Genomic DNA, 16,899 nt, shown 5'->3' on the forward strand with positions numbered 1-16,899 from the left:
AGATGTCATACAGCAGGTTCTGCACCAGCAGSTGCAKCGGCAACATCGGCAGGAASGGSAKGAACGCMSWGGCCACCAGCACCGAGAACACGTTGCCGAARTTSGAGCTGGCGGTCATGCGGATGTACTTGAGCATGTTGCTGAAGGTGCGCCGCCCCTGGATGACACCTTCCTCCAGCACCATCAGGTTCTTTTCCAGCAGGATGATGTCGGCGGCCTCCTTGGCGATGTCGACCGCACTGTCCACGCTGATGCCAATATCGGCGGCGCGCAGTGCGGGAGCATCGTTGATGCCATCGCCGAGAAAGCCGACCACTTTGYCCTGCGCGCGCAGCTCGCGCACCAGCCGTTCCTTGTGCAGGGGCGTGAGGCGGGCGAACACGCGATGCTCCTGCAGTGCACGCGCCACGGCAGCGTCGTCCATGCGCTCGATCTGCGGGCCGGTCACGATCGTGTCGACGTCCAGGCCGACCTGGGCGCAGATCCGGGCGGTGACCAGTTCGTTGTCGCCGGTGAACACCTTCACTTCCACACCATGCGCGGCCAGCGCCTGCAGTGCGTGAGCAGCGGATTCCTTCGGCGGATCGAGGAAGGCCACATAACCCACCAGGGTCAGATCCCGCTCGTCGGCCTGCGAGTAGACCGTCTGGCTGGCGGCGGTTTCTTTCATCGCCACCGCCACCACGCGCAGGCCCTGTTCGTTCAGTTCCTCGGTGGTCTGCCGCACCCGGGCCAGGCGCTGCGCGTCCAGCGGCATGTCCCGGCCGTTCTCGCGCACGGTGCTGCACACCGCCAGCATCTCCTCCACCGCACCCTTGCAGATCAATTCGTGATGGTCCTCGCGCTCGGAGACCACCACCGACATGCGACGGCGCTCGAAGTCGAACGGAATCTCATCGACCTTGCGGTAGTCCTGCGACAGGCGCAGCGAGCTCTGCAACTCCACATGCTCCAGCACTGCACGATCCAGCAGGTTGATCAGGCCGGTCTGGAAGTGGCTGTTGAGGTAGGCGAAGGTCAGCACCTCCTCCGAATCCTGCCCGAACACATCGGTGTGCCGCTCCAGCGCGATCTTGTCCTGGGTGAGGGTGCCGGTCTTGTCGGTGCACAGCACTTCCATCGCACCGAAGYTCTGGATCGCGTCCAGGCGCTTGACGATCACCTTGCGCCGCGACAGCAGCACCGCGCCCTTGGCCAGGGTGGAGGTGACGATCATCGGCAGCATTTCCGGGGTCAGGCCGACCGCCACCGACAGCGCGAACAGGAATGCTTCGGTCCAGTCGCCCTTGGTCCAGCCATTGACCAGCAGCACGAACGGCACCATCACCAGGGCAAAGCGGATCAGCAGCCAGCTGACACTGTTGACCCCGGCCTGGAACGCTGTCGGCGCGCGATCGCTGGCACTGCTGCGCTGGGCGAGGGTGCCGAAGTAGCTGGTGTTGCCGGTGGCCAGCACCAGTGCTGTTGCCGTGCCGGACACCACATTGGTACCCATGAACAACAGGTTGGCCTGTTCCATCAGGCCGGCGTCGGCGTTGCCCGGCTGCACGAACTTCTCCACCGGCAGCGATTCGCCGGTCATCGCCGCCTGTGCGACAAACAGATCCTTGGCGGCGAGCACGCGGCAGTCGGCCGGGATCATGTCGCCTGCCGACAGCACGATATGGTCACCCGGTACCAGAGCGCGGATCGGCAGGTCCAGCAGCCGTGCCGGCCGACGGCTGTGCAGCTGCGCGCCGAAATACTGGTCGGCCACCTCCGCCGCCTCGGTGCCCGCAGCACGGCGCAGCACGCGGGCGGTGTTGCCTACCAGCGCCTTCAGCCGTTCGGCAGCGCGGTTGGAACGCCCCTCCTGCACGAAGCGGATCAGGGTGGACAGCACCACCATCGCACCGATCACCACCGTCGCCTTGGCGTCTTCGGTCAGCCAGGACACGGCCGCCAGCACCGTCAGCAGCAGGTTGAACGGGTTGCGATAGCACTGCCACAGATGGCGCCACCACGGCAGTGGCTTCTCGTGATCGACCTCGTTGGGGCCGAAGCGCAGCAGGCGCTCTTCGGCCTCGTGCGGGCTGAGACCATCGACATGTGACTGCAGGGTGGCCAGCGCATCGGCTTCGCTGCCCTGTGCAAGCGCGAGCAGTCCAGCAGTGAGCGCGGTGGGCGCGGCCTGCGTGCTGCCACGGCCGTACCCGGCTTCGGGCATCGCGCGACGACCGAACAGGTTGCCCGCGCGACGGCTGCGCAGGAAGGCGTTGAACCAGGCGTTGAGCAGGCTCATGGGAAGGTCCTCTTGGAGCGGCGCCGGGCGCAGCCGGCGCGTGGAGCGGAAGGGGGGGTATCAGGCGTGGCGCATGGCCAGCACCGACGGCGACCAGGGCTGCATGCGCAAGCGTTGGCTGCCGCCGATGCACAGCGGCTTCATCGCATCGCGCAGCGGGTAGGGCAGGTGGCGCAGCACGTTGATGCGCTCGCTGATCGGCAGCAGCGACAGTGCGTCGGCCACCACCCGTGGCGAGCCGAGGGCCAGCGAACGGGCGAACAGGACAGGGCCGTGCTGCAGCAGCAGGCTGCGCAGGGCGGAAACATCGCGCTCGCCGATCAGGCGGCGCACGGTGATGTAGAGAATCTTGTAGGACATGGGATTCCTCCGGGCAGGCGCTGCCCGGGGCTCCCATCGCTTACACGGACAGGAACCGGCCGTCAGTCGCCAGCAGTGAACAAGTAGGCAGGCAGGGGCGCGCGTTGCGCCCGGCAGGGTCGGGATCCATCTGCGTCTCCGCGTGGGGCGGCCAGTCGCTGGCCAGTGGCGCTATTGTCCGCGCTCGTATTCAGCAGGCCTAGAGGTCCGTGGGTTAGCCCGGCTATACCTTGGTATAGAAAAAGGGGCCGTTGGCCCCTTTTGTTCAGCTGCGGTCCGCGAAAGCGTCGGTGGCCCGCACCAGGGCATCGGTCGTGGCCGCTTCGTTGGCACTGTGGCCGGCGATGACCATCTCCAGCCGGGCTTCCGGCCACGCCTGTGCCAGGTCCCAGGCACTGCGCGGCGGACAGATGATGTCGTAGCGCCCCTGCACGATGACACCCGGCAGATGGCGGATGCGATCAATGTCGCGCAGCAGCTGGCCGTGCTCGAGGAAAGTGTTGTGGCGGAAGTAGTGGGCCTCGATGCGTGCCTTGGCCAGCGTATCGAGCGGATCGGTAGCGGACACCGCGTCGACGTCGTGCAGCAGCGTGGCGGCATTGTCTTCCCAGCCCAGCCACGCCTGTGCCGCGGCGATGCGGATGGCTTCGTCGGCGTGGTCCAGGCGTTTCCAATACGCGTCGAGCATGTTGCCGCGCTCGCTTTCCGGAATGTGCGCCTGGTAGCGATCCCAGCGCTCCGGGAAGATCCAGCGCGCACCGCCGTTGAGCTCGGCGAACCAGCGGTTCTCTTCCTCGCGCCCCAGGAACACGCCGCGCACGATCAGCCCGGTGGCGCGGTCGGGATGCGCCTGTGCATAGGCCAGCGACAGGGTCGAACCCCAGGAGCCGCCGTAGACCAGCCAGCGCTCGATGCCCAGGTGTTGGCGGACCTTCTCGATGTCGGCCACCAGATGCTGCGTGGTGTTGTCGCGAAGCTCGCCGAAGGGCGTGGAGCGGCCGCTGCCGCGCTGATCGATCAGCACGATGCGGTAGCGCCTAGGGTCGAAGAAGCGGCGATGGGTGGGCGAGATGCCAGCGCCCGGACCGCCATGCAGGTACACCACCGGAATGCCATCGGGCGTGCCGCACTCCTCGACATGCAGGGTGTGCAGTGCATCCACGGGCAGCGTGTGTTCGCGGTACGGGGTAATCGGCGGGTACAGCGTGCGCATGGCGGTGCCTCACAAGCAGGGAATACAAGGATAGCGGGGCACATCGACCAGCGTCATCCGCCCCAGGTTCAAGTATTCTTTGCGTTCAAGGGGTAAGGCCGCCGATTCCTGGCGATATCGACCCTGCAGGACGCAGAGGATGGTGGCATGAGCGCGCAGGACGTCGCTGCACGATACTCCCCGGCGCGCAGCGCCCTCGGCAGCGGCGCCCGCGAGCTGCTGAAGTGGCTCGCGCTGCTGTCGATGACCGGCGATCATGTCGCCAAAGTGGTTTTCGGCGGCTATGTACCGGTGGTCAGCGAGCTGGGGCGCATCGCCTTCCCGCTGTTCGCACTGGTGATGGCCTGCAACCTGGCACAGCCAGGGGCGGATCTGGGCAAGTCGATACGGCGCCTGTCCGCATGGGGCCTGGTTGCGCAACCCCTGCATATGCTGGCCTTCGGCCACTGGTTGCCGCTGAACATCCTGTTGACCTTCGGCCTGGCCGCTGTAGCGGTGCACGCGCTGGCCAATAACCGGCAGCTGTTGCTGCTGGTGGCGGGTGGGCTGCTGCCGTTCTTCGTGGATTACCAATGGGTGGGCGTGGCATTCGTGATGCTGGGCTRGATCGCATTCCGCCACCGGGCCTACTGGCTGCTGGCCTTCGGATTCGGTGGGCTGTGCTGGGTCAATGGCAATGGATGGGCATTGCTGGCCATCCCGCTGGCGCTGGCGGCCGCGCGCGTGCAGTGGCGGCTGCCACGATGGCGCTGGGCGTTCTACGTCTACTACGTGGCGCACCTGGCGGTGCTGGCCGCCTATGCGCACTGGCTGCGCTGACGCAGGGCACTCATCGCGGCGGCGAACTGCTCCCGGCTACGTCGCTGGAGTACTGCAGAACCTTGTCTTCGCGCTGCAGCGCAATGACATCCACCGGCTGTCCTCGCAACACCGCGCGCAAGCAGCGGATCGCCTCGGCGGAGTAGCCCAGCTCTGCAGGTGGCAACGACAATGCAACGCGGCCATCGCTGTGCTGATGCACCACGTATCGTGACAACGGCAGCGCCGCCAGCGCATGGGTCAGGTCGATGTTGTTGATCCACTGCTGGTCGGCGGTCAGATAGCGTACCGGACGTCGCCCCTGCAGGCCGACGATCATCGGCGTATCGCCGGCCATGGCCAGCGCACCGCGGTCGCCGGTGCGGTAGCGCAGCAGCGGCAGGCAGAAGTTGAATCCGCCGCTGAGCGTGATCTCACCGATCTCCCCGGGCGGCAACGGCGCCCCGTCAGCACCGAGAATTTCCACATACATGCGCGGCTGCAGCAGTACGTGGCCGCCGGCTGCATCGTCATACACGGCCAGCGGGCCCGCTTCGTTCATTGAATACAGATCGAGCACCGCGCAGCCAAAGCGCGCGGCCAGGGCCTGGCGCAGGCCCGGAGACAGCGCCATCGATACCGACAGCAGCGCCTGCGGCCGGTGTCGCACGGGCAATTCCAGCAGCGCTGCGAAGGAAATCGGATCGCCGGCGATCACTTCCGGCTGCATCTGGTCGATGTAGCGTGCGCGGTCCTCAGGATGGCGCCAGTCATCGGGATGCAGGTTGATCTTGGCCAGGCCGGATTCGTCCATCGTCGGTGTCACCGAAACATAGGTGAAGCACCGCTGCTGCATGCCCAGCAACATCACCCCCATCTGGCCGCGGCCGTGCGTCAGGGTGATGCCGAAGCGCTGCAAGGCGCGCTTGTGATGGGCCAGATAGCGTGCCGCCACCACCGGATGCGATGGCAGTACCAGTGGATGGCCGGTGGTGCCGGTGGTGCGGAAATTGATCATCCGCTCCAGCGGTACCGGGTCCGGCACGAAACGGGCGATGTCCGCTGCGAGGTCGCCACGGTGGACCGGTGCAATGTCGGTGAAGGAAGCTGGCATCGCCTGCGCGCGGTAATACGGCACCTGCGCAAACACCTCGGTCACATGCGCCTGCAGCCACGGTGGCGGTTGGTCTGGCGTCCACTCGAAGCGCGCGCAGGTGATCTCCCGTTCGTAGCCACGCAATGCCGTCACCTCATCGGCAAGCAGGCGGTTGCCGCTGGCATTGCGGAAGATCGGCGCCGCCGGGTGCTCGCGCATCTGCTGCAGCATCGCCAGGCCCGCCGCGCTCAGCGTGGGATAGCGATCGGCATCGGTCGGCTCGCGGCTCACTCGCGGGTCCACTTGTCCGCAGACTCTTCGGCCGCCTTGCGCGCCAAGGCCTCGCGGATGGCACGCGCGCGCGCTTCAGCGGCGCGGCTGGCATCGAGCAGGCGCTGCCGTTCCACGACGCTGACCCGGGCCAGGCGATCGGTCGCCTGGGCCGCTGTTTCACCCTGCGGCAGCAGGCCCAGCCGGGCCACCACGGTACGCACCAGTTCTTCGCGGCGCTCTGGATCGAACACGAACCGGTCTGCGCTGGTACTGGCCGCCAGCGCGGGCACTGCTTCGGCGAACAGGGGCATCCACGCCTCCGGGGCGATAGCCAGTGCATTCCAGTACGCATCTGCCATCAGCCATGCGGTCACCGCTGAAAGCGAGAGCTGGTTTGCATCCACGCCGGCCAGATCACCCGACAGCGTTGCCCGCAGTGCAGGGGGCAGGTGCAGCGAGCGTGCGGCAAACACATCGCCCACCACCGCCGCGACGTGCAGCCGACCGCTGCCGGCGCGGCGCGGTGGCTCGAGGAAATCGGGCGGCATGTCCAGCAGGCGCCGCAGCAGAACGTCAAGGGAGGGGCCGGAGAGCATGGTCAGGTTCCAGACTTGGCAAATACCTGGGTGGAAGGGCAATCGTCAGAGGTGCTGCGGGCGCAGCGCGGTCCACGATCATCGCTGCACCCGCATGTCGCCAGGGCCGTAGTGCTGCTGGCTGAAGGCGCGCGCGAACTGCAGCAGGTCGGCCATGTCGCGCACCACATGGATGTTCCATCCCGCGTCGCGTGCGCGCAGCAGATCGCCGGTCCATCCCGCGTTGCCGGCATCGGCGATGCGGGATGGCAGCGGGCTGAACAGGTTCAGTGCCATGGTGCCGCCACCGCCGGCCACACGCAGCGCTCTGGCGGCCACGTCCCAGCCGCTGTTGCCGCGCTCATCCTTGTCGAACATCGTGGTGATGCCGTCGTCGGAGATGTGCAGGATATGCACCGCCCGTGCATGCGGCGGACGCTCGGCATAGGTGTCACGCAACCGGTGGATCGGAAACGCGGTGGCGCCACCGAAATAGCCGGTAAGCACCTTGAGGATGTCGTCTTCCGAACGCACGAAGCCGTCGGTGTGCAGGTGCTGCCCGGTGCCGCTCCACAGCGTGGCCTGTACGCGTGCACCCACGCGCAGCGCCGACAGCGCGATGATGGCGCCGGCCAGGGTCAGGAACGAGGTCCATGCCTGCGGGTTGGGCATCGAACCGGAACTGTCCACGTACAGATCCAGGTCCACCGGTTCGGCAGCGGGTTCACGGCCGGGTGCCAGCCCGTGCACACGCTGTACCRTCGTCAGCCCGGGAATCACATGGGGTGACTGCAGTACCGATTGCAGCCAGTCCACTGCGTCCAGTGCATCGCCGGCTTCCCAGGGCTGCAGCCCCTCCGGCAGCGGCTCCAGGGCCTGCGGCTGCGGCCCCGACGGGTAGCGGATCAGGTGTGGCAGCGCGCGCTCGCGGTAATAACGCACGGCGATCTGATGGTCATCCAGGTCCAGGCCGGCCGCGCGCAGGATCTGCCCGTACTCGAACGGCTCGCGCATCTGTCCTGGCGAGTGCGCAGGGTCCCCAGCGAGCGCATCCGCAGGCAGATCGCTCTTCTGCGGTGCGTCTCCGCCGCGCTCATCGCCGGTGATGCGTGGATCGGATGCGGGGTGCGGCGCCGGCGCCAGCTCGTCGTCCTCCAGTTGCCCAAGGCCGACCGGTTGGCTTCCTTGGCCGGCGTGCCGGGTATCCATCAAGGCATCCACCCGCGCATCCTGCTGTGATTCCAGCAGCCAGGGCAGCAGCAGCGTGGCGAAGCGACCAGCGCCGATCATCCAGTCGCTGGCGTAGACGCGCACGACGCGTGCACCGAGCCAGGCATCGCCCTGCAATGCGCTGTCGTCGGCCGAGCCCCCCAGCGTGCCGCGCGGCTGCTGCCACAGTTCCTCGTAGATGCCCATGTACAGCTGCCAGACCGGAGAGCTGGCCTGCGCCGGTTGTCCAGCCAGGCGTCGATAGATCGCATCCATGCGCAGCCCGCTCTGGCGCTGCAGGCGATCGTTGATGAGCAGGTCGGTGTAGAGGTTGGCGACCATCGGTGCATGCGCTTCCAGCGTCGGCAGCGCACGGCGGATGCGCGCCAGCAGCCGTGCATGGTCGCTGGCGGTGGCAGGCGCCAGCACGTGGTGACCGATCTCGTGGGCGAGGATCTCCAGCGCGTAGGGTTGCAGCTGCAGGCGCTGTACTTCTTCCAGGTCGATGACGATGCGCTGGTCGGCGAGGCGGATGGCCGCGAAGCTGCCGGTCAGGCCCTCGGCGGCCGCCTGCATGCGCGAATGGCACAGCTTCGGGTCCTGCAGCCGGGTGAAACGGCTCCATGTGGCCAGTGCCTGTGGCCAGGCCTCGCGCCAGGGCTGCAGCGGATCAGCGACCGTGGCACTCATTGGGGTGGCAACACATGCACATGGTGCGACCACGGCGAGAACAGGGCGATGCCCGACGCGCCGGAGACCGCACACAGGTCGTCCTTGGACAACGCCGGCGCCATCCACTGCACGCCCAACCGGGCGGTCACATCCGGCGCCGGCCCACTGCTGCTGCCCGCTGCGTACTCGGCGGCGCTGGCAGGCAGCAGGACAGCACCGAAGGCATCGGCGAGCAGCAGGAAGTACCCGCCTGCACTTTCGACCACGAAGCCCTCGGTCGCTGCACGAACCTGTGGCGGTGCCGGAAACGCGCCGTCCAGGCCGCTGAAGCTGCCGACACGATGCCCGCGCAGGTCAACGCTGCCCTGCCGCGGATTCCACCAGCGGTCCTGCTCAAGCTGGACCCGGACCGAGGCCAGATCACCCGCATCGATGCCCAGCACGGCGGCCACCGTATTCGCGGGCAGGGCATCGATACGGGCAAGGGCAGGGCGGCGCAGCTGCACCATCCCCGCCTGCCAGGCACAGAGCGCTCCGATGTCGCGCAGTACCGGCAAGGATGTGCACCCGCCTGCATGCGCGGCCATCGCATCGATCCATTGCGCGACGCGAATGTCCGGACTGGCGCCCAGCCGCACCACCGCATTGCTGATGGTGCCGAGGGTCTCGCGCGGAGCGTCGGCCAGCAACGGGGCGAGGGCCGGGGCCAGCGAGCGCCAGGCCTGCTCGACCCACGGGAGACGCGCCTTCGGGCCGGCATGGCCCTGCGCCACCAGCTCCAGACCGATCTCGAAGGCGGCCTCGCACGTGCTCTGCGTTGCCGACGGGTGGTGGCGCTGGATGGCCTGGCAGAGGGGGTCGATGGTCTGGGTGACGAACGCGCTGAAGGCGGCCATGTCCAGGCCGGGCCAGCGGTGGCGGGCATCGGCCACGGCCTGGTTCAGCACGGAACGGCGCGCGGCCAGCAGCTCGGCGAGAACGGCGGAAACCACGATCAGCGTGCCCGCAGCCAATGCAGGTAGTTGGTGTRGCGCTGGTGCAGGTACTTCAGCTTCAGCAGGTCGTCGTACAGATGGCCGTACAGCTTGCGTCCCTTCACCCGTTCCTCCACCAGACGCTCGATGCGGGTCAGGCGCTTGCGCGTTTCCGTCTCGGTCATCCCATCCAGGCCCCGCTGGAACTGTGCCGACAGCTCGCCCACCGGATCGTCGCGATCCAGATCCAGCCGGTCATATTCGGCATTGGAGGCATCGAGCAGCCAGCGCAGCCAGCTGAGCCGATCGCTGCGATAGGGCGCATTCTCCGGCAGGGCGAAGAAGGGAGCATCAAGATCCGRTTGCAGCTTGTCGTTCAGCACGAAGGGCAGTACCTGGCGCACATCCTCCAGGGCAACGGCAGGGCTGCCGCGGAAGTACGCCATGGCCTTGGCGAACATCAGCAGGGTCATCAGGTTGCGCACCGACAGGCCGTTGCGGGTCTGGCAACCCAGGTCCTTCATGCGATCGCGGCCGCTGTCGGCAGCGGTTGCCTGCGCCCATTCGGTGCCGGCCAGGCGCACGGTGTCCTTGGTCAGGTACTCGAACTGGGCGCCGGCGGTTTCCATCAGCTCGAACTGGCTGCTGAAGAATTCGATGCGGCGGCGCACGTCCTGCGGTACGTCGACCGCGCGGATCTCCTGCAGCAGCTGGTCGCCCTCGGCCTCGCTGAAGATGATGTCACGCGGCACGACCTCTTCCGGGCGGATGTCCTGCTCGATGCGCAGCAGCATCTCTTCCAGGAACCGCGGGTTGAATGCCAGTGCCTGCACCACCACGTCGATGCGGTCGCGCAGGGCTTCGATCACCTGGTAGGTACCGCCGCCGCGATCATCGTTGGCGGTCAGGTACCACGCCGATTCCGGGCATTCGTAGACGTGGTTGAGGATCTCGGCGTAGTTGTCGCCCATCACCGTCAGCAGCGCGCTCTGCGTGCGGGTGGGAATGCGGTTGTATTCGTCGATGATCTTCACCCGCATGCCCAGCCACGACCGCCAGGCAATGCGTATGTCCGCCATGTCCTGCGCGGCCACCAGGTCGGCGGGCAGGGGGTTGCCGAGCAGATCGGCGATGGTCATCTGCGGGTGCCCGTGCTGCATCGCCCGGCGCACCTCGCGGACCGGATAGCCGGCCAGGACGCCCATCAGGATCGCGCTGGCGGTCTTGCCGCGCCCTGGCCCACCCACGAACAGGCACTTGCGGCGGGTGGCGAAGGTCAGCAGCGGCAGCAGCACGTAACTGGAATAGCTCTGCGCCGATGGCAGGGTCAGCGGCCGCCGTGTGTCACCCACCGCGAACGAGGCGGAGGGGCCTTCGTGGTACTCGATGTCGTAGTGCGGGCTGATGATCGCGTTGTTGACGATCCAGAAGTAGGCCTGGCGCAGTTTCTCGTCCAGCCGCAGCGGCGCGGCGGCTGCATCATCCTGCAGGCGCACCGGCCCTTCGTACAGCTCGGCCACATCGAATGTGCGCGGTGCAGTGTCGGTGCGCGGGTTGGTCGGCGCCTGCGACAGGCGCTGGAACAGGTTGAACGGTGGCACGCGATTCCCTTGGCTGTGGCCTGCTGGGGAGATTGTAAGCGGCGGGCCAGCGGATCCGGCGCGCCTTGCGCGGATGACGTCCTGCAGCGGGGCGGCCGGCAGTCCTACAATCGGCCCATGCCGACCTCGCCGACCCTCGATGATCTGCGCCGCTACGCCGTAGCCCGCACGCTGTTCACGCCTACCACGTTGCTGACAGCGATCCGTCGGCTGGGCTTCGTGCAGGCCGACCCCATCCGTGCGCCCGCACGCGCCCAGGACCTGACCCTGCGGCACCGGGTGAAGGGCTACCAGGCCGGCGATCTGGAGCGCCGCTACAGCCGCCTGCCGATCGAGGAAGACTTCCTCGTCAACTACGGCTTCCTGCCGCGTGAACACCTGTCCCTGATGCATCCCCGGGTGTCCCGCAGGCCATGGGACGCGAGCACGCGGCGCAAGGCAGCCGACGTGCTGGCGTTCGTCCAGGAGCGGGGGGCGGTGCATCCGCGCGAAGTCGACCAGGCGTTCGCGCATGGCCGGGTGACCAACTACTGGGGCGGCACCAGCAACGCCAGCACCCACCTGCTGGACGGCATGCACTATCGCGGCATGCTGCGCATCCATCGTCGTGACAGCGGTACCCGCATCTATGCCGTTGCGGCACATGCCCCGGCCGATGGCGGCAAGGCCGCACGCCTGCAGCGCGCCACGGCACTGATCGATCTGGTGGTGCGCAAGTATGCGCCGCTGCCTTCGGCGAGCCTCACCTATCTGGCGCGGCTTCTGGGCTATGGCGCACCGCATCTGGCGGAGGAGATCCAGCAGGCACTGCGGTTGGCGCGCGAGCAGCTGGCGGGCTGCAGCATCGATGGAACCACCTGGTACTGGCCGGCCGACGAGAACCCGCGTTCGCGGCGCTACCAGACCGATGAACAGGTGCGGCTGCTCGCGCCGTTCGATCCGGTGGCCTGGGATCGGCGACGGTTCGAACTGTTCTGGGGCTGGGTGTACCGGTTCGAGGCCTACACCCCGGCGGCCAAGCGTCGCTTCGGCTACTACGCGCTGCCGCTGTTGTGGCGCGACCAGGTGATCGGCTGGGCCAATGTCGCGGTGAAGGATGGGCAGCTGCAGCCCAGCTTCGGTTACGTCGATGGCAGCGCACCAAGGGACGTGGCATTCAGCAATGCGCTGGAGGACGAGCTGGAGCGGATGGCGAACTTCCTGCCAGGGTCGGGCGCGGCAACGCCGTGATCCTGCGTGCGGCGTCCTCCACGCTGCCTGCATGCCGCCTCGCCAATACTGCAGGCCCGCCGCTCGGGTACTTCCGCAATGGCTCGCCGCAAGACATTGCGCATTGCCACGTTCAACGTCAATGGCATCGGCACGCGCTTGCCGCATCTGCTGTCCTGGTTGCAGCGTGAAGCGCCCGACGTGGTGGCACTGCAGGAGCTGAAGGCGGTCGATGCCGCTTTTCCGGTCGACGCGCTGGAGCGGGCAGGGTATGGCGCACTGTGGCTGGGTGAGGCGCGCTGGAACGGGGTGGCGATACTGGCCCGCGATGCCATGCCTATCGAAAGCCGGCGCCGCCTGCCCGGCGAACCGGCCGATACGCAGAGCCGGTACCTGGAAGCTGCCGTGCATGGCGTTGTGGTTGCGGCACTGTACCTGCCCAACGGTAATCCGCAGCCGGGGCCGAAGTTCGACTACAAGCTGCGATGGATGCAGCGGTTGATCCGCCATGCGCGCACCCTGGTCGATCTTCCGCACCCGGSACTGCTGCTGGGGGATTTCAATGTCATTCCAGACGACGAGGATGTGTACGACCCGGCCTCGTGGCGGCGTGATGCGCTCATGCAGCCGGAGGTCCGCGATGCCTTCCAGCAGCTGCTGGCGCAGGGGTGGACCGACGCCCTGCGCACGGTGCATGGCGACCAGCGCATCTACACCTTCTGGGACTATTTCCGTCAGCACGCCGGACGCGATCGCGGCCTGCGCATCGATCATCTGCTGCTGAACCCGGTACTGGCCAAAGGGCTTGAGGATGCGGGTGTCGATCGTTGGGTGCGGCTGCAGGAAAAGGCCAGCGATCATGCGCCTGCGTGGGTCACCGTTACCCGCTAGTCGGCGCTGCCCGGCGGACGCATCTCGCGACGTACCCTGGCCCGCGTGCGATACAGCCGGCTGTCGGCCTTGTGGATGGTGTCGGCCACGGGTTCGCCGGGGACGTTGACGGCGGCGCCCATCGAGAACGCGGTGGGAGCACGCGCGGCGTTGCCCGCATACCAGGCTTCCAGCGCAGCCAGCCGCCCGGCCGCCGGTTCGATCAGCGCCACCAGGAACTCGTCGCCGCCCAACCGCACTGCCGCCTCATTGGCCCGCAGCGGCGCGCGCAGGAAGTCGGCGAACTCGACCAGCACCGTGTCGCCACGACGGTGCCCCAGGGTGTCGTTGACCTGTTTGAAGTGATCCAGGTCGAACACCAGGCAGGCCCACGACCGTGAGGCGACGTCGTCGAGCCGATGCAGGTACCGGCGGTTGTGGCACTGGGTCAGCGGATCCTTCAGCGACAGTTCGCGCAAGCGCTCTTCCTGCAGGCGCAGCGCGGTCACGTCCTGGGCGTGGCCGAGCACGAACGGGGGATGGGTCTCGGTGTCCAGTACGTTGTTGTAGGCCCAGTAGCGGCGGGTGCCATCGGCGGCGAGCAGCTCGATCACGCCTGCGTCGGTATGGTTGGCTTCGATGCGCCGCAGGTAGGCCTTGAACGCCTCGCGCTTTTCCGGCGGCATCAGGTCGCACAGGCTGCGGCCAACCATCTCGCTTTCCGGGTAGCCCAGCGACTGCACGGCTGCCGGATTCACCGATGTCACGGTGCCGTCCAGCGTGTGCGTGCAGATCAGGCCCAGGCTGTAGTGGAAGAGGCGGCGATAACGCACCTCGCTGGCTTCCAGCGCGTCCACCACCGCGCGTTCTTCGGTGATGTCCTGGATGGCACCGACCAGCCGTGGCAGGCCCTCCACCTGTTGCCGCGTGCCCACCACGCGGGTCCAGATGCTGCGGCCATCGGCGGTGGTCATCGGCAGCTGCACTTCCCAGGGCGTGCCCTGTTCGGTGCAGCGCTGCACTGCCGCCTGGATGATGCTGCGGCTGTCCGGACGATAGAACGACAGGGCCGATTCGAATGTTGGCTGGTAGCTGGAACGCACGCCGTGGATCTGCTTGGTCTCGCGTGTCCAGCGCACTTCGCGGGTGGCCAGCTCCAGCTCCCAGCCGCCGACCTTGGCGGCGGTGTTGGTACGTTCCAGGAAGTCCTCGCTGCGCTTGAGATCGCGATGCAGCGCCTGTGCCTGGTCGATCTGCCGCAACAGCGCACTGCGCTGCTCCAGCACCTGGGTGGTAACCCGGCCAAGATGGACCATCAGCTCACGCTGCGACGGCGACAGCACGCCAGGCAGGGTGTCGAGCAGGCACAGCGTGCCGATGCGCGCGCCATGGGCAGTGGCCAGAGGGATGCCGGCATAGTGGCGCACCCTGGGCCCGGCGGTGACCAACGGGTTGTGGGCGAAGCGCGGATCCTGCCGCGCATCCGGAATCTCCAGCAGCGCGTCCTGTTCGATGGCGTAGGTACAGAACGAGATGGAGCGCGGCGTTTCGCTGACATCGCCCAGGCCGATGCTGGATTTGAACCATTGCCGTTGTTCGGCAACGATGGAGACCAGGCCGATGGGCATGCCGGTGGCGGYGCGCGCGGCGGCGACGATGGCATCGAACACCGGCTCGGGCGGCGTATCGAGCACGCCCAGCCGTTCGATTTCGCGAAGTCGGGTGGCCTCATCCATGGCTGTCCACGCTAGTACCCGGTCTGTTAGCGCCCTGCGTACGGCAGTGATGCCGTCGTGATGCGCCTGCTCATGGCTGTTGCAGGGACGCCTGCAGGGCGCTGGCCAACGCGGCGTCACCGGAGACGAGGTCTTCCCAGCGCAGTTCCAGGCCCTTCCGCCGTCCCTTCTCGACCAGCTTCAGTCCGCTCGGGTCCAGGGTCAGCGTATAGGCCTGGCCGGCGATGGTCAGTTCACGGCGCAGCGGTTTGTCGAGAGGTGTCATCGGGGGCTCCTTCGCGTTGAGGCGCGGGCAGGGCGCACTGAAACGTGACGATGATCGCGAACATGCCAGCGCCAAGGAAAATCCACTGCCCGGGTGATGCCGATGCGTGGGCCTACCACCGGATCGTCGGGGGGCCGCGTGCCGTCATCCACGAGGGTGATGCCGTGGCTGGCGGTGACCAGATCGGCGCCATCAACGCGCCGGTCCAGGCCGAACGCCTGCGACAGTTTGCCGGGACCGCTGGCGAGGTCGTGATCGTGGCGGGCAGCTGGCCGCAGTGGGTACATCCGTTCCTGTCCGGCCACCGGCTCTGCCGCGCGCAGCAGTACCGCAACACCCTCGCCGACCTCGCCGCAGACCACATTGCTGCCCCAGTGCATGCCGTAGGTGAAATACACATACAGGTGCCCGGCCTCGCCAAACATGCTGGCGTTGCGTGCGGTCCTGCCACGATACGAATGGGCAGCCGGATCCTCACTGCCGGCGTAGGCTTCGACTTCGACGATACGCGCTGCACGGCCGTCGCTGCGCACCAGCAGCTTGTTGAGCAGGTCCGGTGCAACCACCGTCGACGGGCGCCGGTAGAAGGTGCGGGGTATCGGTATCCAGGTATCCGGCAGCCAATCCATCATGTTGCGGCAGTGCTCGCTTCCCAATCCTGCTCCAGTGTGGCGTGCAGCGGGTGAAGCCGCCGCCATCGATTCACTCCGGGTCAGCCAGCGCCGCGCGCCGCCTGGCGAAGACTTCCGGCGTCTGCGGTTTCACGAACAGCGCCACCAGTTCCGGGAACTCCTGCTTCACCGCACCCTCGATGCGGGTGATGCATGCTTCGATCTGCGGGGTGGTGCGGTCGTCCTCGAATTCGGCACTGAGCATGGCCACCACCTGCTCCGGGCCCATCTGCATGGTGGTCACGCCATTGGCACGGCGCAGGTCCGGATCGGTCACGGCCACCGCCATGATGCGCTGGGCAACGGCCGGGTGCGCAGGCTCGCCCACCAGCAGGCCCTTGGTTTCCCGCGCCAGCAGGAATGCGGTCAGCGCCAGCACGCCGGCAATGCACAACGAGGCGACCCCATCCAGTACCGGCATTTCCAGCAGCTGCGCGGCCAGCAACCCGACCAGGGCAAAGCCGAGGCCGAGCAGGGCGGCACTGTCCTCCAGCAACACGGTGAAGGTGGAGGGGTCCTTGCTGCGGCGGAACGCCTCGAAATAGCCCAGCGTGCCCTTGCTGCGCCGGAACTCGCGCAGTGCAACCCACCAGGAGGCGCCTTCGAACAGGATGGAAATACCCAGCACGCTGTAGCTGATGGCGTGGTTGGTGGCCGGTTCCGGCTGGCGGATGTGCTGGATGCCCTCATAGGCCGACACACCGGCGCCGGCGGCAAAGACCAGCAAGGCGACGATGAAGCTCCAGAAGTACAGCTCGCGACCGTAGCCGAACGGGTGCAGGGTGTCGGGGGCCTTTTCGGCACGGCGCAGACCGTACAGCAGCAGCACCTCGTTGAGGGTATCGACCAGCGAATGCACGCCTTCGCTGAGCATCGCGGAGCTGCCGGACAGGCCGGCGGCGATGAACTTGGCAACGGCGATCGCGAGGTTGCCGGCCAGCGCGGCGTAGATGACAAGGCGGGAGCCTGAGGGTGCGGCCATGTGCGGGAATGCTGGCAGGTAGCGGGCGCACCATCCTGCGCGGCGGAGCGTCCGCGCAGCGTGTATGCCGAGCGCCCGTGCAGCGCGGTCTGGCCAGTTCAACTGTCGCCGCCG

15 protein-coding genes are annotated in these 16,899 nt (G+C 67.3%); 3 read left to right on the forward strand and 12 right to left on the reverse strand.

Translation table 11 applies throughout. From position 1 onward, the window contains the following. The 3 genes from mgtA to pip form a co-directional block, all read right to left on the reverse strand. The coding region (gene mgtA / locus AC1DJN_RS02620; RefSeq protein WP_478038768.1) for a magnesium-translocating P-type ATPase at positions 1–2,281 on the reverse strand (2,281 nt) is incomplete at its 3' end. 60 nt (positions 2,282–2,341) lie between these two features. Continuing rightward, positions 2,342–2,641 carry a hypothetical protein gene (locus AC1DJN_RS02625; protein WP_025874438.1) on the reverse strand — a complete coding sequence of 100 codons (300 nt, stop codon included), beginning with the start codon at positions 2,639–2,641 and terminating at the stop codon, positions 2,342–2,344. A gap of 265 nt (positions 2,642–2,906) precedes the next feature. Continuing rightward, positions 2,907–3,854 carry a prolyl aminopeptidase gene (pip, locus tag AC1DJN_RS02630; protein ID WP_032974631.1) on the reverse strand — a complete coding sequence of 316 codons (948 nt, stop codon included), beginning with the start codon at positions 3,852–3,854 and terminating at the stop codon, positions 2,907–2,909. A gap of 147 nt (positions 3,855–4,001) precedes the next feature. Here pip and AC1DJN_RS02635 point away from each other — a divergent pair, with 147 nt between their 5' ends. Continuing rightward, the gene (locus AC1DJN_RS02635) at positions 4,002–4,673 is read left to right on the forward strand and encodes a TraX family protein (RefSeq protein ID WP_478038771.1); all 672 of its coding nucleotides are present in this window, start codon (positions 4,002–4,004) and stop codon (positions 4,671–4,673) included. A gap of 10 nt (positions 4,674–4,683) precedes the next feature. Here the strand turns inward: AC1DJN_RS02635 and AC1DJN_RS02640 are convergent, their stop codons facing one another. The 5 genes from AC1DJN_RS02640 to AC1DJN_RS02660 all read right to left on the reverse strand — a co-directional run bounded on the left by AC1DJN_RS02640 (position 4,684) and on the right by AC1DJN_RS02660 (position 11,052). Then, positions 4,684–6,039, reverse strand: coding sequence for an AMP-binding protein (locus tag AC1DJN_RS02640; RefSeq protein WP_478013500.1), 1,356 nt, complete (start codon positions 6,037–6,039; stop codon positions 4,684–4,686). Next, complete coding sequence (locus AC1DJN_RS02645) at positions 6,036–6,617, reverse strand: hypothetical protein (protein WP_442251060.1); 582 nt, start codon at positions 6,615–6,617, stop codon at positions 6,036–6,038. Before AC1DJN_RS02645 ends, AC1DJN_RS02640 begins: the two co-directional genes overlap by 4 nt. A 78-nt stretch (positions 6,618–6,695) precedes the next feature. Further along, entirely contained in the window at positions 6,696–8,495 is a 1,800-nt protein-coding gene (locus AC1DJN_RS02650; RefSeq protein ID WP_478038773.1) for a hypothetical protein, read from the reverse strand. Continuing rightward, positions 8,492–9,469 (reverse strand): hypothetical protein, encoded by a 978-nt coding sequence (locus tag AC1DJN_RS02655; RefSeq protein WP_282279811.1) that lies wholly within the window; start codon positions 9,467–9,469, stop codon positions 8,492–8,494. Before AC1DJN_RS02655 ends, AC1DJN_RS02650 begins: the two co-directional genes overlap by 4 nt. A gap of 2 nt (positions 9,470–9,471) precedes the next feature. Continuing rightward, positions 9,472–11,052, reverse strand: a complete 1,581-nt coding sequence (locus AC1DJN_RS02660; protein WP_478038775.1) for an AAA family ATPase — start codon at positions 11,050–11,052, stop codon at positions 9,472–9,474. A gap of 117 nt (positions 11,053–11,169) precedes the next feature. Here AC1DJN_RS02660 and AC1DJN_RS02665 point away from each other — a divergent pair, with 117 nt between their 5' ends. Then, complete coding sequence (locus tag AC1DJN_RS02665; RefSeq protein WP_282279813.1) at positions 11,170–12,282, forward strand: DNA glycosylase AlkZ-like family protein; 1,113 nt, start codon at positions 11,170–11,172, stop codon at positions 12,280–12,282. 78 nt (positions 12,283–12,360) lie between these two features. Continuing rightward, positions 12,361–13,152, forward strand: a complete 792-nt coding sequence (gene xth, locus AC1DJN_RS02670; RefSeq protein WP_478038777.1) for an exodeoxyribonuclease III — start codon at positions 12,361–12,363, stop codon at positions 13,150–13,152. Here the strand turns inward: xth and AC1DJN_RS02675 are convergent. The 4 genes from AC1DJN_RS02675 to AC1DJN_RS02690 all read right to left on the reverse strand — a co-directional run bounded on the left by AC1DJN_RS02675 (position 13,149) and on the right by AC1DJN_RS02690 (position 16,785). Continuing rightward, positions 13,149–14,867 (reverse strand): sensor domain-containing diguanylate cyclase, encoded by a 1,719-nt coding sequence (locus tag AC1DJN_RS02675; RefSeq protein ID WP_478038780.1) that lies wholly within the window; start codon positions 14,865–14,867, stop codon positions 13,149–13,151. The two genes, xth and AC1DJN_RS02675, sit on opposite strands and share 4 nt — an antisense overlap. A gap of 70 nt (positions 14,868–14,937) precedes the next feature. Next, on the reverse strand, positions 14,938–15,132 hold the full coding sequence (locus AC1DJN_RS02680; RefSeq protein WP_025874451.1) for a hypothetical protein: 195 nt from the start codon (positions 15,130–15,132) through the stop codon (positions 14,938–14,940). Continuing rightward, positions 15,129–15,764, reverse strand: a complete 636-nt coding sequence (locus AC1DJN_RS02685; RefSeq protein ID WP_033831185.1) for a DNA-3-methyladenine glycosylase — start codon at positions 15,762–15,764, stop codon at positions 15,129–15,131. The genes AC1DJN_RS02680 and AC1DJN_RS02685 overlap by 4 nt, the downstream gene beginning before the upstream one ends. A 70-nt stretch (positions 15,765–15,834) precedes the next feature. Beyond that, complete coding sequence (locus AC1DJN_RS02690; RefSeq protein WP_025874453.1) at positions 15,835–16,785, reverse strand: cation diffusion facilitator family transporter; 951 nt, start codon at positions 16,783–16,785, stop codon at positions 15,835–15,837. Positions 16,786–16,899 lie beyond the last annotated feature (114 nt).

This window comes from Stenotrophomonas sp. 05L414_2 (genome assembly GCF_056397905.1).